This is a genomic window from Ruminiclostridium josui JCM 17888 (assembly GCF_000526495.1).
In the GTDB taxonomy this organism is placed as follows: domain Bacteria; phylum Bacillota; class Clostridia; order Acetivibrionales; family DSM-1351; genus Ruminiclostridium; species Ruminiclostridium josui.
The window spans coordinates 53750-72167 of sequence record NZ_JAGE01000002.1 but is presented as its reverse complement, the minus strand read 5'-3'; the positions used below and the strand labels follow the sequence as shown (position 1 = coordinate 72167).

Here is an 18418-nt window from a genome sequence, read left to right as displayed (position 1 = left end):
AAGGTGCAAATATGTATGAGTCGTTTAATAAGGTTTTTGAATCTGTCAAACCTGCTGTAGCCCTACTATGGGCTGGTATAACTTATCTCATCTTTCCAGAAAAAAGTTTTGTTGCCTGGTGTATAGCATTGTGGGTCGCAGTAGTTCTAGACCTACTAACCCGATGGTTTGCAATCTTTGTAAAAAACGGTGGCGTAACGAAAGCTTTAAAAACCAAAGCATGGAACTCTGAGACAATGTTCCATAAGACAGCCGCAAAGATTTTTGCATATTTGGTAATCCAAATTCTTGCAGGATTATCAATGCGGCTTGTATCTATTAATTACGTAAGCAATATTGTAGCAACTGTAGTATATGCTTTTTTATTTTTTCGAGAGTTTGCAAGTAATATAGAAAATCTTATAGACGCTGGAGCTGACTATTTACGGCCCCTTCTGTTTTGGGTGAAAAAGCAAGAATCTAAAGTAATTCAGGAACAGGAAGTGAATAAAGATGCCTAGTGTAAAGTTTAAATATCAGGATGAACGATTCGTATATCAAAAACTTATTGATCAAGTAAATATACTTTGTGTTGCAAAAGGTAAGGACTGCTTGTGTACATCTGGCTACAGAAGTCTTGAAAAGCAAAAGATTATCAACTCTCAATCATTAGCACAAAGAAAAAACCAAGGGGGATATCAAAAGGCAGATGGTTCAGTTTGGACAAGTGACGGCAAGTGTTGGGCTGCGGCTTACGGTAAGTCAAATCATTGTTATTGTATAGCCATGGATATAACAGATAGTTGGTTTCAGGCTCTTACCAATGCAGAAATAAAAAAGTATGGCCTTGTCAAGCCAATGAGTTATGAGCCATGGCATGTCCAACTATTGGAACATCAGGGAATCAGTCTGTCACAAAAGGAAGCTATTAGGAACAGCGTATTGAAAGGAGCAGACAAAGGTATGGACGTTAAAGAATTCCAAGCTATGTCAGGATTGAAAGCGGATGGAATTGTAGGACCTGCGACAAAGGCAAAAGCAAAAGAAATGTTGCAGTGTTGTCAGGAGATACTAGGCAACGATTTTAAAACTTCAGAGGAAGTTATCCGAGCTTGTATGAGTTCTCCTGAAGATTGGTTGGTTCTGAACAAGATGGTCAGCCACTTTAAAGACTACACCATGAACATTGTTAAAAGAATGGGAGGTAAGTTATGACGAAACAATCAAGATGGAAATCAAAAGTAATGTGGGTAGCCGCGGCTGGACAGGTAATTTCCCTTTTACAATTGACAGGTGTTTTCGCAAGAATGGGGATTGATGTAGGAATTGCAGGTAATGTTGTAGCAGGATTCATCCAGTTACTTGTTATTGTTGGATTTCTTAATGACCCAACTAATCCTAACGGGTTTTAATGATTATTATTGTTTAGAAAGGCCGTCCTACCATGAGCGGTCTTTCTATTTTTATGTATAGGAGATGATTAGCATGCATGAAAACGCACACGGTAAAGATAATGTTTCAGTCGGTGCAGGAGTTGGGTTATCAGAACACGCAAGATGGCAACCGAAATGGACAATTGAAAAATATAATGCAGAAATGAAGTTATATGATACTGAGCAAATAGAAGGAAATTTGCTTCTGAATGAAGGCATCTCTTCCCTACTTACATTATTAATAGGCGGTTCAGAAACACCATTTAATAATGCAAATGCTTACATTGGTGTTGGCGACGGGACAACCGAAGCTGCACCTAATCAAACGGGGTTAATGGGCGAAAACAAATCGTTTGCACCAATGGATGCAACTTTCCCTCAAGTATCAGGAAACACAGTAACATTCAGAGCAACTTTTGGTCCGACATCCGGCAACCATCCCTGGCGAGAATTTACTATTTCAAATGGCAATTCCGACACTGCCAAAAACCTTAACCGTAAGGTTGAAACAGCCCAAAGGATTAAGGTGGAGCCTGATACTTGGGTGATACAGCTACAAGTAACAATATCGTAGGCAGGTGATTAATGTGACAAAAACAAATTGGCAAGACCCAAGGTCTACCGAAATTAGAAGCACTCAAATATCGGGACTACAGGAGGCTATTGGAAAGATTGAAGAATCCATAGGTATTAATACCTTGACTGAATCAAATATTCCTTTACCAGAAGTATTTATCTCAAACGATGACCGTTGTAGAATTTATCAAGCACCAGAAGGTAAGAGAAATTGGCTTTCCTCCCCTCCCCCAATTATAAAGAAAAATGGAATTGTTATAACTGATGATTTTGAAATAGATTACGGCGGCGGTGCTGTTATATTTAGTACACCGATTTTAGAAGCTGACGTTTTAACTGCTGATGTTTCATATACAGTCAAAATCACAGGAAAGCAGTTATCGTCCGAAGATTATACGTTATTGGAAAAAAAAAAGCTCGCAGGAATTGCCGAAGATGCTAATAATTACACACATCCTGAGAGCCATCCAGCAAACATGATTTTGCTGGATGATGAAACAAGTGTAGAAGATGGCATTGCTGACATAATTGAAAATATTAATGAGCATCAGTCGGATTATACTTTGCAAATACCGTGGGCGGGAATATCTACAAATACCGATAATGCTTACTCTCTTGGGAATCCTGTAATAGTATCGTTAGTACCTGGTATGGCAGTAAGTTTTAAATGTAATGCTGATGCAACTGGAGAAGTAACTTTAAATTGGTCTGGTACAGGAGATAAGGGCGTATTAAAATCAAACAGCACACCAGTGACAAACTGGAAAAACGGAGGTGTGTACACGGTTAGATATGATGGCACAAATTTTATACAACAGGGTGAAGGGGGTGATTATGGTACAGCAACCGCAGCACAAGTACTTGCACCATATACAATAGGAACAGACTCGGGATTGGTTCCCGGGACAATGACAGATCATAGTTCTTCTAATATTCAATGTATTTTCACTAGTGATGTAACAATCCCCGCTGGATACTACAACGGTTCAGGTAAAGTATTAAGACCCGGATTTTCTCCCGGAACAGCAACTGCATTATTTAGCGACAATACTAATACGTATCAAACAACTTCATCTACTTATGTAAAAATGCTTGAAAAAACATTATTTATAGGCGGTACATTAAGAGTTTATTTCATATTAAGGTCTGGCACTAATATGCAAAATGCATTTGCAAGGATATATCGTAACGGTACACCTGTAGGGATTGAAAGATATGTAAGTACTACCAGCGTAGTAACTTTTACAGAAGATATATCTGGGTGGTTGCCCGGAGATAAATTTCAATTATATATGCGTGGGTCAGGCTCTAATTATTCAATAATTGACGTTGCTAATGGTGGAATTGGTATCACTATAAATGAAGTATTTGTTAGTTAATGGAGGTAATATATGATTATTATAAAATACACAACAGAAGAAGAAGGACAGCAAATAATTGCTGAAAAAACAAGTCAAGGATATACATTAATTGAAGTTCAAAATATAACGGAGGGAAATTTTCTTGGATTTTTAGAATCTAATGAAACTTTACCAGAAAACGATAAAACTGAAAATCAAAAATTACAAGATATGATCGACACATTAATAATGGATAACATCAATATGCAAGAACAAATAGATACTCTAATCACATCAAATTTATAGGGAGGTATAAGATATGTTTGAACGATTAAGTTACTTATATAACACAGGTAAAATAACTAAGGGGCAACTGGATATTGCGGTATCAAAGGGATGGATAACAGTAGAAGAAAAAACACAAATAATTGGCTAAAAAGGGAGACTAATTATTATGCTAAAACCACTATTTTTTTAAACTTCAACGATTTATTAAAGAAATCAGATATAAAAAAGAATATAGTAATATTATTAAATGCCCATATTGGAATAAATTGTCCCAGGGTGGTGGTGGCGGTGGGTCGACCGCTGATAATCCAAATTGTACTTTTGTTGATAATGTAGATAATCGTATAAGCATAACTGGAGGTGGTGGAGGTACAGTAGCAAAAAGTAAATTATCAAATGGCGAGGTTATCCTAGTAGTTGGATAATATGATAATAGGATTATATCAAGAACCAAAAGGATTACTCAGAAATGGGTAGTCCTCTTTATTTTACAACCATGAGTGAGGTGAGTTCCGTGGCTAAATATAACTCTGGAAGGATTTTTAACAGAAGAATTGCTGATAATGGAGCAACTTACAACTCTGCCCCATTTATTATTGCAATATTTGATTCTGGATATTGTTTAGATAATATTAGTAATATAGTTTCAGACATTTTTCAAACCGATGCCGCAAAAGCATTAGATTCAGTTACTTTAACTTCAAGCATCACTCTTAATGACCAATCAGATTCGACTATAGATTCTGTTTCCATATTATCAAATGTTGATGTACCCGATACAGGTTTTGGCAAAGATTCTTCACCATCAATTAAAGTCTCGGTTCCAATTCATGATTCCGGTATTGGTATTGATAAAAATAATATCGCCGGTGCTTTTTTTGTTATTGATTCAAATAATGTTTTACAACCTCTCGGAGTTCTAGTTTTGAGAGATAGTCGACTTGAGCTTCTCCCTTCTACCCGTGATAACACTGAGGAAATTCCTGGTATGCACGGCGAATTTGATTTCGGGACAGAGTTCAATGCAAGGGCATTTGATCTCCATGTCGCTACTGATGAGGGGTATGCCCCACTTGAAAAGGCTCATCTTCAGAGGCTGTTTGCTAAGTACCTTGACCCAACGAAAGGGGCTAAGACTTTGATATTCTCGGATGACATCGAAAAAACTTATGTCGTGAAATATTCCGGGAAAATTGATATTACACAGTACCCTTCTTGGTTCGAGTTTACATTGCCCTTTAAAATGTCCAACCCATTTATTACGGGTTCTTTTGAGAAGATATTAACTGGAAGTGGAACTCTGGTTAATAACGGGACTTTTGAGACTTCACTCACAATAGAAATTACAGGACCGATTACAAATCCTTCACTCACAGTTGGGGGATATTTGCTTTCGTATACTGGCACAATCCCTTCCGGCCAGACCTTAGTCATTAATTCAAACGGCGGCACTGGCACGGTAAAACTTGGTGGAGTAAATGCTATGTCTGGATACAATGGTATATTCCCTTCCCTACAACCCGGAAACACAAATGTTACTGCCGGAAGCAATGTAACAATACGTTGGAAAGACAAGTGGCTATAAAATAAGCAAGGAGTTGATAAATTTGGAAATACCAAAGTATATAGAAGTAAAAACTGTTGACGGCCAAAGGGCCGCTTTTTTATCCCCAAACGATGGAGAAAGTAGTATTAAGGATTGCTTCATTGATTGCAGACTTAATGCCGAAAGTACACTTGAGTTTTATATTCCTGCAATCTCTGAAAAGATTACAGAACTTACACCTGAATGTCAAATTTGGGCAGGTGGTAGAGTCTATACACTCCTGCAACCTGAAGCTGTTGATACAGTAAGAGATGAAAAAAATACCCTCTGGACAAAGTTTATGGCGGTAGAACGTTGGAAAAACCTTGAGACCAGTTATGTTGAACCATATCTTTCAAACGACCCTTCCATTCCCCATCCTGCCGACTTAGCAGTTATAATCGTTGGTGGTGGCACAAATTTATCCGGAGGGCTGTATCAAACTGGTACTGCTGCCCATGCTTTACACGCTGTCCTGAAAGGTTCAGGCTGGACTATGGGTACTTGCGATGTTACCGGAATACACGACCTTGAAATGGAAAAAGTAAGTCGTCTAGACCTTATCCGAGAGATACAAAACATCTGGGGTGGATATCTCGTTTGGGATTCGGTTAATAAGATTGTTCATCTCAGAGACGGAGGCAAATGGCAAAACTATACTGGTTTTCAAGTAAGATATAAGAAAAATCTGAAGCATATTACCCGAACACAAAGTAACCGAATTATAACAAAACTATACTGCTTTGGACACGATGATCTTGATATTGCCAGTGTTAACGGTGGTGTGAAGTACCTGACCAATCACAGTTATACTTCCAGAGAATATATCGGTATTTACAAAAACCAGGATATTTACAATGCACAGGAACTAAAGGAAAAAGCTACAGCTGAATTGTCTTTAATTTGCCATCCTCGATATAAGTACACCGTCAAAATGGTTGATACTAGAACACTTCCCGAATTTTCACACGAAGAATTTGCCGTAGGTGACATGGTGGATGTCGTAGACGAGACTGTTGCTCCTGAAACCCCGAGAATAAGACTGATACGGCACAAATATAATATTTTCAAGCCTTGGATTTGCGAACTTGAAATTGGAGATCCCTTTGAAAGGATTGAGGAGGATCTAAAAGCAGCTTTCGATACTACAACTTTTATTGATAACACCTTCAAGGGTAATGGTCAACTTAGTGGCTATGACATTGAGAATTTAAGTATTGCAAATTCGAAGATTCAAAACCTTGAAGCCAACAAAATAACCACAAATGAAGCAAAAATAAAAACTGCACAGATTGAAAATCTTGAAGTTGGTGGCAATGTAGCAATGGGCCCAAACGCAACCATATCGTGGAATCAGGTCACTAATCAGCCAACTATACCTGTGCTACCAAGTTATATAACTCAGACAAAGATTACGTCCACTACTGTCGAATCTCCTATAATTGTTGGTGGTGAGATAAGAGGTGGTAAGTTAACATCTGATTCAACTATCAATGTTACTACTGATGCTTATATCGGCAATAATTTGTATTTAGGGAATTACGCTTCAAGTGGTAGCCTAAAAAAAATCTATTTTAATAGTGGCGCTTGGATAGGTAACAATAATGACTTTACTGGTTATGGTATAGAAATTAACTGCAGTTCTTTAAAGATTAATGGTTGGCCAGAGGGTAGCTGGGACTTTTCTAATGCAGGAGGTGCCACAGGATCATTTGTGAGTGCTGATGGTAAAACTATCATAATTAAAGGAGGATTAGTAACAAAAATAACTTAAGCCCTCCTAGTTAATTATCCAGTATGGGCATAATACTTTTTATATAGAAATCGTACTTTATGCCAACGAATCCAAGGCTATTATTATAAATTTTGTAGGGTATGTCGGATAACATGACTTTCCCATCAATTAGCATCTGAAGGCAAACCTCTTCACTCGGCAAATCTTGAAGTGCTTTGCCATCTTCGATCCAACCTTCAACTGCTTGCTTTGTTATAGGGTCAATCCGTATAAATTTAAATTGCATATTAAAATTACTGCTATATTTTTTCCCAATATCATATATCCCGACATACCCTTCACCATAATGATCTGCATCTAACTTAACTCCATCTGGAGTAAACTTTTCGTTTTCTGTAGTGCTATCTGATGAAGTAAAACTTTTTACCTCAATCTGTTTCTTATCCTTATTATATCTAGCGTCAATTCCAGCAGATTTAAGGTCACTAAGTTTAAGGTATGTTGAGTTATTTATATTATATCCCTGTACGTTTGTCTTTGTTCCATTAACAAGTACTGGGTATGGGTTTGGAACTACCTTTAGTTGTACTGCTGCAAATGTTGTAAGTGACGTAGCAATTATAATTCCCGTCAACAGTCCGGATATATATTTTTTCATGGTATCGCCTCCTTAGTTTAAGTATAGCCAAATATGTAAAATTTATCAATTTTTATATTAAATTAGTTAATAAGAACTCGAATCATGGTATCATATTAATGAAAGGATGATTTTTATGGATACAACAAATGTTGTCGCTATTTTGCTTTTTATACTTCCTGGGATACTTGCTGAAAAAATAAGTTATAAAATCGATTTCCCATCTGGAAGAAAAAGAAATGATTTTATAGAGTTGATTAATGGGGTGGCTTTAAGTTTCCCTATTCTTTTTATTGTTGCCATTATTGTTCATTTTGCATACGATCTAAATGAGCTACCTAAATACGTTACAGCAATGAATAATATTAATTTTTTATTCGTTTTTACGGGAATAACACTAATCATTTCAGTTCTTGTAGGTATAATCGCAGGCTTACTTAAATCACCTTTAACAGAATTAATTAACTTAGTAAGGGTTAATTGCCTTCATAAAATGAAAACTGACTCAAGCTCTTGTTGGGAAAAATTCCTTTTAAGCAATAACGAATCGAAGTTTTTAGAAATCACTATTAATGGCAAACCAATCAAGGGATTTGCAAAACATTATTTGCTTCCCGATGAAGAAAAAAGCATCGTCTTGGAGACTCCAGATGTTTTGTATTATTATGATGACTATGATCCAGAGAGATTGTTTACAAAAGTTATTAATACATATGTTGATATAGAAAAGAATATCGTAATCAAAGATTACGATACGAGTGATTATGTAGCATGGTGCCAAAGTAAAGCTAAGAAGCATAAATCTATTTCTTAGGCCTTGGCGGTAACTTTGGACCCGATGGAGATCCTGAGTTTGGTATATTGGGCCTTGGTGGTGTAGGTGGATTCTTAGGACTTCCTGAACGTATTTCGTTGCCTGGCATAAACGATTCCTCCTAAAGTTTTTATTCTATATTATCACAAAATGCCTAATTTTGGAATATATGATCCCTCTTTTTAATATGCCCATACACAGGATCAATTCCATCTAAAATTAAAGGGGCTATACGCCCCTTCCATCCATTATTTGCATTACCTCTTGAAATGTGTCTATAGAAATTTGAGAAGCTGCTATCATCCTAGCTATACTGTAGTCAAATATTTTACGAATATGGCTTACGCTAATGTTTAATTCAGACGTTATGTCCTTCCATGCTACTTTAGAACCATCTTCAGGATATCTTAATCTTAGAATTGATTTTTGTATGTTTGTAAGCACTTTCATTCCAGCATATACGCTTTCAATGACATTTGCCAGTAGGTTTATATCTCTCTGAAATTGCTTTACATTATCCCGAGAAGAATATTCTAAATTTATTGCTATCCTGCCAGTTTTATCTGATATTGCTCCAGGACCGGGCAATCCACCGCCAGTTACAGGACCATTCATACATGCTGAATATATCTCGCTATCCACGTCTGCTACAAGAGTTTCAAGTCCACGTTTCATACTGTCATGTGCTGCATTTAATAATTGCAAATTTTTCAAAAGATATTTCATTTCTTCCGGTCGTATAAGCATCCTTTAACTCCTTCCTTTTTCAGGCGATTGTTTTGATTATATCTTCAAGAGCAGCCTTTATTTGTGAAAGCTTGTCCCTGTAATTTCTGTTCTCATCTACAATGGATTTTATTTTATTTATTATTTCGAGTTCAATATCAGATGTCGTTCCCGATTCTTCTTTGCGATTTTGGTCTGATGATTGAACCGTTTGTAATGGTTCATTTGTATTAAGTTCCTTATGTAGTTTGTTTTTTGATACATAAGTCTGAATACTATTTGCTGAGACTCCAAATTCAGTCGCTGCCATATTATAAGCCGTTCTTGTAAAACCATGCTCACCACATATTTCAAGTAACCTATCTTTATTGATTTTATCTTTCATAGACATATCCTTTCTGACCATCCCAGGGACGGACGCTAATTTTGACGGTTTATTTTCGAATTTAACTACACTTCCATATTTCTCAATTTCTTCAGGTGTCATTTGCCTTTTTGTACATACTCCACTTCCTCTATCCTGTCGCCCGTCAGGGTCAATCTTCCAATGTCCACCGATTCCAAATGGATTCATTTCGCATCACCGTCCCAATTCCATAACCGCTGCATGCCTTTTGCTAATATAGGGTTATCAAGCATTTTTATATCTTCGAGGATCCATGCATAGCGCCCAGGAGCATAATCTCCAAAATGATATTCAGGACCATCAACTACTTGTTGTCTATCGCCTGTGCTTAAAACCGCATAATTCTCAATTTTATTTTCTTCTATCATTGGGATGCAATTGGCAAGTTTTGCAGTAGCCACAATTTTTCCAAACGGACCTACTCCTTGCTCAATGTAATAAAGCCATGAGCCAGTATAATCTTTAATTCCTATCAACTTTGCGAATCCTGGACAGAGTTTTTTTACCCATTTCGGCATTGATACAGCCGCATGAATCGCAATTCTATGTCCTATTATATTATCAGGAGCCTTCCATGACCTCGTTTCAATTTTCTTTTTACCATGCGCAATTAATGAAGCCCAAGGCTGCCAAATAGTTATTGCTTTCAATTACTTTCATCCCCTTCCGAATTCTTTTTCCAAGAAGTATTTATAATATCTTTTTCAATTAATTTATTATGGGTTACGACTTCATAAATTGGTCTATTGGTCTTCCAAAACCAAACATGAAATCCCTCGGGGCAATCTGTCCCATATTGATATTGCCAAGGTATATATCCTTTTTCGATAAGAATTTCTTTAAGAAAATTCCATTTTTCTATATCATCAACTTTTCTCATATCAATCATCACTCCTTATTGATATATATTAACACAAAAAGAACAAATGTTCGAAGCCGTTTATTGGAATGATGATAGATATTCCATGAAACAATGCAATATTCTTATAACGTCCTGTATTCATATTCTGAACTATTCCCAACTAAATTTTTCATGCCAATGCTTTTCAGGTTCTAACAGTTGGAAACTCTTTTTACAAAGTTCGGAATCACCCTTTTCCCTGTGATTTGGTCTTGGGTCAATTCCCATTTGGCAATTACATGTTTCATCAAGGTCAGTCAAATGCATACATTTGCTACATTGGTACGCTTTCATAAAATATCTCCTTTAACTGGCTGATGATGTTTTATTTTTACACAGGGTATTAATCCATGAACAGCATGTGCAAAACAATCTCTTAATGCATGTGCTGCGACTATCCAGTTAGCTTTCAAGTGTTTCCAGTAGCTCATTAAACCCCTTCTTTCCTTCGCTAGATATTTAATCAATACTTTCACTTAAATTTCTCCATGAGCAACCTAATGTATTATCACAATCACCAGTAAGACTGCATTTATCAATATCTTTTAAAAACTTTTCATATTGGTCACTATCCTTGTTCTTGCATTTATCAGATGCCCACATGCAATCATAACAACTCCATTTTGGCTTCATAAATGTTCTCCTTGGTTCGTTATAGACTTACATCTCAACCACTAGCTTTTTATTTACGGGAAGCTTAACCCTTAATCCTGTTAAGCCCAAGTAAAAATGGTCAAACTTCTTAATGTAATCCCAGCGATCCATAAATTTATTATATTTACTGTCCTTTCCAATGCCTATTTGTGTCTGGTTGACAAAGAGACTTGGGACTATAAATATTCTTTCAGTATCATCCAGTGCAAACAGTAAATAAATGTCGCATGTAGGATTTCGCTTTTCAAGATTATAAGTATGGTATTTGTTCCCGGTATTTTCTGTACATATGGTTTAGCTGCCTTTACATCTATTTTTATGGCATCATTTAAAAGTAGGTCGTATGGATGTTTGGTGGGCATTCTTTCAACTTTATATCCCAATAACATTAATGAATTAGTAGCTTTTTCCTCATACATTTTCCCAAACCAAGTATCTGAATCGTTACCAATTGACAATCCCAACCTTTTTGCCCAACCTGAATATTTATATGTTCGACATATGGCACAGTTTAAAGAATTGGATTTTGTTACAATCTCTGTTTCTTTTCTTGTTGGCATCCTTTCAATGCATAAAGCATTAATAACATTTTTAATTTCATTTTCAATCTCTTGATCTGTCCATTTAATTCCGTGAGTATATCCCATTTTTTGTCCTCCTAAAATGGAAGTTCATCTGAATCCTCATCCATTGGATAGAAGCCATCACTAGATGATGCAGAGCTTTCTGAATAGGTTCTTGGTGCTGAGCCGCCTCCGCCTTCCGAACCTCTCTTGCTGTCGGCAAAATAAGTCTCATCAGCTACCACTTCAGTAACATAGTGACGCTTACCTTCATTATCGTCCCAGGTTCTTGTCTGAATCCTACCAACTAAAGCGACCTGCTGCCCTTTTGTGAAATACTTCTGACAAAACTCAGCTGTTTTATTCCATGCTACTATGTTTATGAAATCAGCCTGAGGCTGACCTTCCTTTGCGGTAGCACGTCTGTTTACAGCCAAGGTGAAACTTGCGACTGCTGTATTGTTTCCGCTGGTATATCTGAGTTCTGGGTCCTTAGTCAGTCGCCCCATTAAAACTACTTTATTGATAAGTCATTCCTCCCCTCATTTAGAAACATGTATAACAATCTGAATGTGTTCGTCCATATCTGTTTGCCGAGCTTTAACACTCATTCCAAGTTCTTTTGCTGTGTCTATAGCTTCCTTTATGGCTTTAATAAAATCTTTCCTGTCCTCCTGTTTCTTTGCTTTCTCAACAAGTTCCTCAGTCTTTTTGATATTTAGTTCTCTTTCACAAACCACACTTAATACCTTTAGCTGTAGCTGTTCATCATGAAGCTTAAGTAAGGTTCTTGCATGTCTCTCTGTGAGATTGTTATTAATAAGAAATTTCTTTATTGTTGGAGTTAGTTTTAATAACCTAACTTTGTTCGCAATGGTTGATTGATTCTTGCCGATTTTGACGGCCAGTTCTTCTTGCGTGAGATTATGTTTAAGCATCAAATCTCTGTACATTTCAGCTTCTTCTATGTAGTTTGAGAATTCATTTTGTAAATCTTCAAGCAACAGTTCACTCATGGCTTACTTCCCCTCTCTTAATCCCAATGTTTATACTGAAAAACTATTATCATTTCGCACATCTAAACGCTTTCAACTTTTCAACAATCTGGTTCATGTGTTCAGTTGCCTTTTGTTGAGCAAGCATTTTATCTTCTTCAGTTTCGGCCTTGTCCCCCATTATTCCAACGAACTGGGAAACCTTTAGGCCAAGGAATTCCTGAATTGTTTCGTCTGTACCTTCTTCTGCAACCAGATAATAGCTTAAGATAGAATCTTGGCTTTCATCTGCACCAATTCTGTGTATGCGGTCCTCAGCCTGGCTGTGTATTGCTGGCGACCAATCAAGTTCACCAAAAACAGAACATGTCGCACTTTGCAATCCATCAATACCGGCAGCAGCTCTGAGAGAAACACAGCATAGGTTAGCATGTCCACACTTGAAGGTTGATACTGATTCGTCTTTTTGGCTTGAAGTTTCCTTGCCTGTAATAAATACAGGATGGAATTCCTTCAGTTCTTCTTTGTAGATATCCCAGACCGCATGATGGTAAGCAAACAATAATACCCTTTCCCCTGCTTCAAGAAGCATCTTTACAAATGCTGCAACGTATGGGGCTTTTGCAATCCCGATAGCCTGCCGGGTCTCATTAACAATATCCCTGGACATTCTACCTTTTTCAAAGTGGTCTCTTATACTATCGATTATCTTCGCCTTACTGACCGCCGATTGAATTAAATTACTGTATGTGCCTGCATCAAAATCTATCGTTTGTACGACACGTCGCTTAGGTGGCAGTTCTTTGAGTACATCTGCCTTACGTCGTCTCAACATAAGGCCTTCACGCTTTAGATAATCACCCAACAAATCCGGCTTCTTAACTACATCAGAACCGTAACCATAACACCATTCTCTGGTGAAACTATCCCAATCTCCCAAACAGTGATACTCTATTATATTCATTACGTTCCAGATTTCACCGCCACGATTGTAAATTGGTGTACCCGATAGGCCAATTACATTTTCACATCTTGAGGTTAAGAGTGATGCTGCACTGTATTTCTCTGTTCGGCCGTGTCTTAATTCCTGAATCTCATCCAATATAATTGCTTTGAATCCCATTTTAGGAAGAGCATTCTTCCAACCCCTAAGTAACAAATAATGAATTATATATATACTGGCTTCAGGTAGCGAATATGGTTTCAATCCTTTTATCACATGAACAGAATTCTCTTCATTCTCTTCAAATAATGAAACTACCTTCTGAGGAAGCTTCAAGAATTTGTTTATCTCTTTTTGCCAATTACGAATTAGGTGAGGAGGTACAATCAATAATGCAGGATAACTTTGAGTTGATGCAATAAATGCTATTGCCTGAACTGTTTTTCCAAGCCCCATTTCGTCCGCCAAAAGAGTACGCCGGTTATGAAGCATGAATGCATGTCCTTCCTCCTGAAATGCCTTGAGCTCACCCTTAAAGTCCAATGATGGTCTAAGTCTCTGTGGAAGTTCATTAAGCTGCTGCCGTTTGATAACATGTTCAACTGCCTGCTGATATGATTTCTCCCATAAATCTGGCTGTTTTATCTGTAATGGGTACCGCTGCATTAGCCAGTTCAGGTCACCGTTTATTCGTTTTGTATTTTTGAACTTAGCAACTCCAGATCCTCGGCCTTCGCTACCCGGGAAAAGTCGTTTTGCCATATCTATAACAGCTGGTTCACCTTCAATGATCCACATATCAGAATTCGCTGAATACTCGAGAGTACCGTAATAATAGTCGGCAGCAGCTTCGATTCTATTCAAGTATGCTGGTATCATAATGCTATCCCCCAAAGTTTATTTAGTCCAAGAGAAACACAAGGCTTCCCATTTATCTCTTTTGGTACGTCCAGATTTTTCTCAACAACAAGGATAATCCCTTTTACCCGGTCAAACTTTGCATATCGTTGCAGTTGACTTATAACCTGTGCTTTATTGGGCTTTCCCTTCTTGACCTCAATTGCTATTCCTCTTTTGAGAGTCAAAAAGTCTACTCGATTTCTAGGTCCCAGCCAACATTCTCTTTCATGTGCTATTCCTGCAGATATAAGTAGTTTTTCAATTTCAGCTTGAAGATCGTATTCCTCATTTATGGGATTAATCCGGAGAGTTTTAAGAGCATCTATAATTTCATTCATTAACTTCCACCCCTAAAACATATACATCCAGCATTTTTACCCCAAATGCTTCGCAAGCTTTTCCGTCTGCCATATAAACATCAATGCAGTTCCGTTTGATTGCTCCACCCCTGTCCTCGACTACAAACATACCGCCATTAGGCTTGTCCTTAAAATGAGGTATGTACACTTTGGTTCCGAATGGCAACTCTGGTCCAGCTGCTACTGTGTACCACTCCTTCACTGGTTCGCCTGATGTTGTAATTCCGTATTCTGGATGACTCGGAAGCTTACCACAGGATTCCACGGATAAATCGTATGCCGTTACCCTCATTCTCCTCACATCTACGCTGCCACGGGATATTTTGTTATCAAGTTCTCTACGATTGGATTCAATTTGATTGGATAAAGAGTGTATTTCTTCCTGAATAGTCGAAATGTCGGTGTGTATGGACGGTAATACTTCAATTTTCTGCTGTAATGCATCTATTCTCTGATTCATTGATATTATGCTGTCTTGGTTCTCAATTGCTAAGTTGTTATACTTTCCTATCAAAACGAGCATTAACACAAGAACTACTACTATTAATATATCCTTTAACTTCAAATTTCTTTCACCCCACTATTAAATTCTTTTGGTGTCAACTCTGTAACTTCTTCCTTCTGCTCAACGGGATAGTATTTATCTAATAATTTTTGTGGCGGCATATGTCCGTAGCGTTCTTTATACCATTCAATGAACTCTTGTCTATTTAACAATCAGGCCCAACTCCCTTCTAAGACTATTAGTAAGGATTTTTATTATTCATCCTTGCACTCTTCAAGTAAAGTTACATCAGGGTAATACCTGCAAGAAGAATCGTCTGGTTTGTTTGTATCAATGCAATAATTACTAACAGTACAATACCCTTTATCTCTATTCCAGAAGTGGCATTTTCTCTCTTCGCAATTATTTATAGCTTTTCGGGTATTTCACTTTCGTAGTGGTTTGTTCATTAATTTCAATCATTCGCTAAATTATTAGCCTGCTTTGTTTCACCTTGTGCTCTAAAATTTAAGTTTTTGAGAATTTCTATCGCTCTTGCTGGTGTAATCTCACTCACTCTAACCCCTCCGTTTCTTCTCCAAAGAAATCAAACAATGTCGGAACTTTTATATCTTCATCAACGGATTTTAGGTACCCAAGACTATCCCGGAAGTAATCAGGGTTTAGCTCACATATCCAACCTTTTCGTCCCATTTTTAATGCCTGATAGCCTACTGTGCCAAGTCCTCCGAATGGATCTCCAACCAATTCACCTGGGTTACTGTAACGATTAATGATTCTTTCTACTATATCTAGTTGCAAAGGGCAAACATGGTTTTGCAACCGTTTCTGTGTCTGCTTAGCATTTAGAGTTTTCATTCTGAGAATATCGTCCCAGACTTGGTCAGACCATGAACCCGGGGCAACAACCATGAATGACGCTGGAAGCTTTCCATTCTCGTCTAGCTTCTTTGCCAGTTCAACATGTTCCTGATAGTTGTAAACTGTGTTTCTTGAGAATTTCAGGTACGCTGCTTGAAGTTTGTTAACGGGAATATTTTCAAGTTCCTTTTTGGCTAACAATCTATCGCCTGAACTTCTCCAAAAGCCATGAGCATCAATCTGCCACTGTGCCCGGGTATATTCTTCTTTTGACTTGGAAACTGGAACATCTGCATATGCATTACTTGTGTCGCTGGGTAACTTACGGAATAAGAGAATGTATTCAGGACACCCAACACCCATTTTAGTTCCATCTTTACACTGCTCAGACCATCCAAGCCGGTAAGTCTGGTTGTTTTCTCTGACAACATCAGTTACGACCGTTATCATTCCGAAGTACTGAAAGCCATGTTTCATGTAGTGCTGTATGCATAAGGCGTGGAACGGCTCCATTGTCGGCATTCCTGTGCCGGTTGTATTTCCAAATAACACTCTGTCTTTAACATGGCAGGCAAATACACGGCCGGGTTTTAAAGTTCTAAGAAGATTCGGTGTCAGGAAGTCCATCTGTTCCATGAAAACTTCAGTATCTGGATTGAACCCGAAATCATTGTAACTTGCTGAATATTCATAGTGATTGCCGAAAGGTATTGATGTATGCAATAAATCGAAATAATTATCAGGAAGGTTTTGAAACTCTAACACACAATCATTATTTACTGCTGTGAAATTCTTGCCTTTAACTTCCACTCTCTTAACCCCCATTGTACGGGTCATTTTATCCATCATTGATGTGCTTGATAACCCATATTTTTTGATTATATCTGTCATTTTCTTGGTTAAATACTTGTGCTGCTCCCACTTTTTAAGAAGTACCTGCAAGATCCGTTTCTCTCGGCTGGTATAGATTATGTCGATAATGACCTTCTCGGTTTGTAAGAAGCGATAAATTCTGTGAACAGCTTGAATGAAGTCGTTAAATTCATAATCGATTCCTAAGAATATGGCTCTGTGACAATGGCGCTGGAAGTTACAACCTGAACCTGACAGTTCCTTTTTTGTTGCAAAATATTTTATTCTACCTTCAGAAAAGTCAATTACCCGTTGTTCCCGGAGTTCAAGGTCTTGGTTGCCGTATATATCAACAACTTCTGGTAGTGCCTTTTTAATGGCTTTTCTTTCATCTTCCAAGTCATGCCATAAAACAAAATGGTCATCTGGACTTTCATTGATTATTTCAACCATCTTAGTAACTCTTTCATTGATACTACGGCGTTTTTCCTTCATCGCATCTAGCAGTGAAACAACCTCGTCATCTTGCATTCTTATCTGGCCGTCTCGGTCTGTTACGAACAATTCTCTCTCAACCGGTATCTCGTGATATCTGACTTCCAACGGTGGCAAATCGTATCCTTCGTCAGAATATTCGGGGCCAAGGTCGCTCGGTGTTGTTATCCATAAAGCCCAACTTGAACACCAAAACCAAAATTCGTCTTCACGATGAGGATATAGTGTAAGGTTGTTTGCCTTGGTTGAGTCTCTTTGAAAGAATCTTGTAAGGGCCTGTCCAGAATCCATAATTTCAAGGAAAGCAGCATAATGAATCAACTCTTTAAATTTATTAGGTGATGGGGTGGCAGTAAAAACGAACTTGTACTTTACGCCTTTGAACTTGACCATGAAGGTTTGATAAGTGTCACTTCCATAGCTTCGAAGCACTGCTGCTTCATCAAGAGTGCAAACAGTGAAGTATGTCGGGTCTATATCACCATCCCTGACACGTTCATAATTGGTAAGGAGAATATCTGCGGTTGCTGTATGTATTTCCTCCATGTTTCTTACATATTGCGGAGGTGCCATACCAAGAATATGAACTGCATCTCTAATGAATTCTTGCTTTACTCCCAGCGGCAAAACAATGAGTGCCTTGCCGCCCTTGTGTTTAAGAATAATCCTGCATATTTCCAGATTGACTATTGTCTTACCAAGTCCAAAGGCTTTGAATACTGCTCGTCTACCGCCTTTAATGGCCCAAATAACTGCAGTTTTTTGATGTGGCTTTAACGCTGGATTTATCTCAGAAATATCAATATCAAACCCAGTCTCAGGAGCAATGTCCATTTTTCTCTTAAGAAATTCCATATATGACATGATAACT

General features: G+C 37.7%; 26 protein-coding genes. 10 read left to right on the top strand and 16 right to left on the bottom strand.

Annotated elements, in window-relative coordinates; all coding sequences use genetic code 11:
- The first annotated feature begins 11 nt into the window (after positions 1–11).
- The 9 genes from K412_RS0116760 (at position 12) to K412_RS0116715 (ending at position 6975) form a co-directional block, all read left to right on the top strand.
- Positions 12–500 carry a phage holin family protein gene (locus tag K412_RS0116760; RefSeq protein WP_024834151.1) on the top strand — a complete coding sequence of 163 codons (489 nt, stop codon included), beginning with the start codon at positions 12–14 and terminating at the stop codon, positions 498–500.
- On the top strand, positions 493–1194 hold the full coding sequence (locus K412_RS0116755; protein WP_024834150.1) for a peptidoglycan-binding protein: 702 nt from the start codon (positions 493–495) through the stop codon (positions 1192–1194). The genes K412_RS0116760 and K412_RS0116755 overlap by 8 nt, the downstream gene beginning before the upstream one ends.
- The gene (locus K412_RS0116750) at positions 1191–1391 is read left to right on the top strand and encodes a phage holin (protein WP_024834149.1); all 201 of its coding nucleotides are present in this window, start codon (positions 1191–1193) and stop codon (positions 1389–1391) included. Before K412_RS0116755 ends, K412_RS0116750 begins: the two co-directional genes overlap by 4 nt.
- A 73-nt stretch (positions 1392–1464) precedes the next feature.
- A complete protein-coding gene (locus K412_RS0116745) occupies positions 1465–1986 on the top strand; it encodes a hypothetical protein (RefSeq protein ID WP_024834148.1) in 522 nt (173 codons plus the stop codon).
- A 13-nt stretch (positions 1987–1999) separates the two neighbouring features.
- Positions 2000–3367, top strand: a complete 1368-nt coding sequence (locus K412_RS21485) for a hypothetical protein (protein WP_024834147.1) — start codon at positions 2000–2002, stop codon at positions 3365–3367.
- Between the two features lie 12 nt (positions 3368–3379).
- Positions 3380–3634 (top strand): hypothetical protein, encoded by a 255-nt coding sequence (locus K412_RS0116735; protein WP_024834146.1) that lies wholly within the window; start codon positions 3380–3382, stop codon positions 3632–3634.
- 13 nt (positions 3635–3647) lie between these two features.
- A complete protein-coding gene (locus tag K412_RS21960) occupies positions 3648–3764 on the top strand; it encodes an XkdX family protein (protein ID WP_081741809.1) in 117 nt (38 codons plus the stop codon).
- A 366-nt stretch (positions 3765–4130) separates the two neighbouring features.
- Positions 4131–5201, top strand: a complete 1071-nt coding sequence (locus tag K412_RS0116720) for a distal tail protein Dit (protein ID WP_024834145.1) — start codon at positions 4131–4133, stop codon at positions 5199–5201.
- A 22-nt stretch (positions 5202–5223) separates the two neighbouring features.
- The gene (locus K412_RS0116715) at positions 5224–6975 is read left to right on the top strand and encodes a phage tail protein (protein WP_024834144.1); all 1752 of its coding nucleotides are present in this window, start codon (positions 5224–5226) and stop codon (positions 6973–6975) included.
- Positions 6976–6985: 10 nt separating this feature from the next.
- On the opposite strand, the gene K412_RS0116710 is transcribed toward K412_RS0116715, so the two are convergent.
- Entirely contained in the window at positions 6986–7594 is a 609-nt protein-coding gene (locus K412_RS0116710; protein ID WP_024834143.1) for a hypothetical protein, read from the bottom strand.
- A 115-nt stretch (positions 7595–7709) separates the two neighbouring features.
- On the opposite strand from K412_RS0116710, the gene K412_RS0116705 reads away from it, so the two are divergent.
- Positions 7710–8387, top strand: a complete 678-nt coding sequence (locus K412_RS0116705) for a hypothetical protein (RefSeq protein ID WP_024834142.1) — start codon at positions 7710–7712, stop codon at positions 8385–8387.
- A gap of 228 nt (positions 8388–8615) precedes the next feature.
- On the opposite strand, the gene K412_RS0116695 is transcribed toward K412_RS0116705, so the two are convergent.
- From K412_RS0116695 to K412_RS0116620, 15 genes are all read right to left on the bottom strand, one after another.
- The gene (locus K412_RS0116695) at positions 8616–9134 is read right to left on the bottom strand and encodes an RNA polymerase sigma factor sigma-70 region 4 domain-containing protein (RefSeq protein WP_024834141.1); all 519 of its coding nucleotides are present in this window, start codon (positions 9132–9134) and stop codon (positions 8616–8618) included.
- A gap of 19 nt (positions 9135–9153) precedes the next feature.
- Complete coding sequence (locus K412_RS0116690; protein WP_024834140.1) at positions 9154–9687, bottom strand: hypothetical protein; 534 nt, start codon at positions 9685–9687, stop codon at positions 9154–9156.
- A complete protein-coding gene (locus tag K412_RS0116685; RefSeq protein WP_024834139.1) occupies positions 9684–10169 on the bottom strand; it encodes an ASCH domain-containing protein in 486 nt (161 codons plus the stop codon). Before K412_RS0116685 ends, K412_RS0116690 begins: the two co-directional genes overlap by 4 nt.
- Positions 10166–10399 (bottom strand): hypothetical protein, encoded by a 234-nt coding sequence (locus K412_RS21020; RefSeq protein WP_024834138.1) that lies wholly within the window; start codon positions 10397–10399, stop codon positions 10166–10168. The genes K412_RS0116685 and K412_RS21020 overlap by 4 nt, the downstream gene beginning before the upstream one ends.
- Before the next feature lie 132 nt (positions 10400–10531).
- Complete coding sequence (locus K412_RS0116675) at positions 10532–10714, bottom strand: hypothetical protein (protein ID WP_024834137.1); 183 nt, start codon at positions 10712–10714, stop codon at positions 10532–10534.
- On the bottom strand, positions 10711–10896 hold the full coding sequence (locus tag K412_RS0116670) for a hypothetical protein (RefSeq protein ID WP_024834136.1): 186 nt from the start codon (positions 10894–10896) through the stop codon (positions 10711–10713). The genes K412_RS0116675 and K412_RS0116670 overlap by 4 nt, the downstream gene beginning before the upstream one ends.
- Positions 10880–11053 (bottom strand): hypothetical protein, encoded by a 174-nt coding sequence (locus K412_RS22385; protein WP_157833845.1) that lies wholly within the window; start codon positions 11051–11053, stop codon positions 10880–10882. The genes K412_RS0116670 and K412_RS22385 overlap by 17 nt, the downstream gene beginning before the upstream one ends.
- Positions 11054–11250: 197 nt before the next feature.
- A complete protein-coding gene (locus K412_RS0116660) occupies positions 11251–11721 on the bottom strand; it encodes a hypothetical protein (RefSeq protein WP_024834135.1) in 471 nt (156 codons plus the stop codon).
- Between the two features lie 11 nt (positions 11722–11732).
- Complete coding sequence (locus K412_RS0116655) at positions 11733–12164, bottom strand: single-stranded DNA-binding protein (protein WP_024834134.1); 432 nt, start codon at positions 12162–12164, stop codon at positions 11733–11735.
- Between the two features lie 15 nt (positions 12165–12179).
- On the bottom strand, positions 12180–12653 hold the full coding sequence (locus tag K412_RS21015; RefSeq protein WP_051461058.1) for a ParB/RepB/Spo0J family partition protein: 474 nt from the start codon (positions 12651–12653) through the stop codon (positions 12180–12182).
- 49 nt (positions 12654–12702) lie between these two features.
- Positions 12703–14454 (bottom strand): DEAD/DEAH box helicase, encoded by a 1752-nt coding sequence (locus K412_RS0116645; RefSeq protein WP_024834133.1) that lies wholly within the window; start codon positions 14452–14454, stop codon positions 12703–12705.
- The gene (locus K412_RS0116640) at positions 14451–14813 is read right to left on the bottom strand and encodes a hypothetical protein (protein ID WP_024834132.1); all 363 of its coding nucleotides are present in this window, start codon (positions 14811–14813) and stop codon (positions 14451–14453) included. The genes K412_RS0116645 and K412_RS0116640 overlap by 4 nt, the downstream gene beginning before the upstream one ends.
- Entirely contained in the window at positions 14806–15399 is a 594-nt protein-coding gene (locus K412_RS21480) for a 3D domain-containing protein (RefSeq protein ID WP_024834131.1), read from the bottom strand. The genes K412_RS0116640 and K412_RS21480 overlap by 8 nt, the downstream gene beginning before the upstream one ends.
- A complete protein-coding gene (locus tag K412_RS22380) occupies positions 15396–15551 on the bottom strand; it encodes a hypothetical protein (protein WP_157833844.1) in 156 nt (51 codons plus the stop codon). Before K412_RS22380 ends, K412_RS21480 begins: the two co-directional genes overlap by 4 nt.
- Before the next feature lie 340 nt (positions 15552–15891).
- Positions 15892–18411 carry a DNA methyltransferase gene (locus tag K412_RS0116620; protein ID WP_024834130.1) on the bottom strand — a complete coding sequence of 840 codons (2520 nt, stop codon included), beginning with the start codon at positions 18409–18411 and terminating at the stop codon, positions 15892–15894.
- Between the last annotated feature and the right edge of the window lie 7 nt (positions 18412–18418).

Bases quoted from the DNA above. Each gene is read 5' to 3' on its own strand.
- K412_RS0116760 (WP_024834151.1), top strand. From the start codon at position 12: ATGTATGAGTCGTTTAATAAGGTTTTTGAATCTGTCAAACCTGCTGTA.
- K412_RS0116755 (WP_024834150.1), top strand. From the start codon at position 493: ATGCCTAGTGTAAAGTTTAAATATCAGGATGAACGATTCGTATATCAA.
- K412_RS0116750 (WP_024834149.1), top strand. From the start codon at position 1,191: ATGACGAAACAATCAAGATGGAAATCAAAAGTAATGTGGGTAGCCGCG.
- K412_RS0116745 (WP_024834148.1), top strand. From the start codon at position 1,465: ATGCATGAAAACGCACACGGTAAAGATAATGTTTCAGTCGGTGCAGGA.
- K412_RS0116735 (WP_024834146.1), top strand. From the start codon at position 3,380: ATGATTATTATAAAATACACAACAGAAGAAGAAGGACAGCAAATAATT.
- K412_RS21960 (WP_081741809.1), top strand. From the start codon at position 3,648: ATGTTTGAACGATTAAGTTACTTATATAACACAGGTAAAATAACTAAG.
- K412_RS0116710 (WP_024834143.1), bottom strand. From the start codon at position 7,594: ATGAAAAAATATATATCCGGACTGTTGACGGGAATTATAATTGCTACG.
- K412_RS0116705 (WP_024834142.1), top strand. From the start codon at position 7,710: ATGGATACAACAAATGTTGTCGCTATTTTGCTTTTTATACTTCCTGGG.
- K412_RS0116695 (WP_024834141.1), bottom strand. From the start codon at position 9,134: ATGCTTATACGACCGGAAGAAATGAAATATCTTTTGAAAAATTTGCAA.
- K412_RS0116690 (WP_024834140.1), bottom strand. From the start codon at position 9,687: ATGAATCCATTTGGAATCGGTGGACATTGGAAGATTGACCCTGACGGG.
- K412_RS21020 (WP_024834138.1), bottom strand. From the start codon at position 10,399: ATGAGAAAAGTTGATGATATAGAAAAATGGAATTTTCTTAAAGAAATT.
- K412_RS0116675 (WP_024834137.1), bottom strand. From the start codon at position 10,714: ATGAAAGCGTACCAATGTAGCAAATGTATGCATTTGACTGACCTTGAT.
- K412_RS22385 (WP_157833845.1), bottom strand. From the start codon at position 11,053: ATGAAGCCAAAATGGAGTTGTTATGATTGCATGTGGGCATCTGATAAA.
- K412_RS0116660 (WP_024834135.1), bottom strand. From the start codon at position 11,721: ATGGGATATACTCACGGAATTAAATGGACAGATCAAGAGATTGAAAAT.
- K412_RS21015 (WP_051461058.1), bottom strand. From the start codon at position 12,653: ATGAGTGAACTGTTGCTTGAAGATTTACAAAATGAATTCTCAAACTAC.
- K412_RS0116645 (WP_024834133.1), bottom strand. From the start codon at position 14,454: ATGATACCAGCATACTTGAATAGAATCGAAGCTGCTGCCGACTATTAT.
- K412_RS0116640 (WP_024834132.1), bottom strand. From the start codon at position 14,813: ATGAATGAAATTATAGATGCTCTTAAAACTCTCCGGATTAATCCCATA.
- K412_RS0116620 (WP_024834130.1), bottom strand. From the start codon at position 18,411: ATGTCATATATGGAATTTCTTAAGAGAAAAATGGACATTGCTCCTGAG.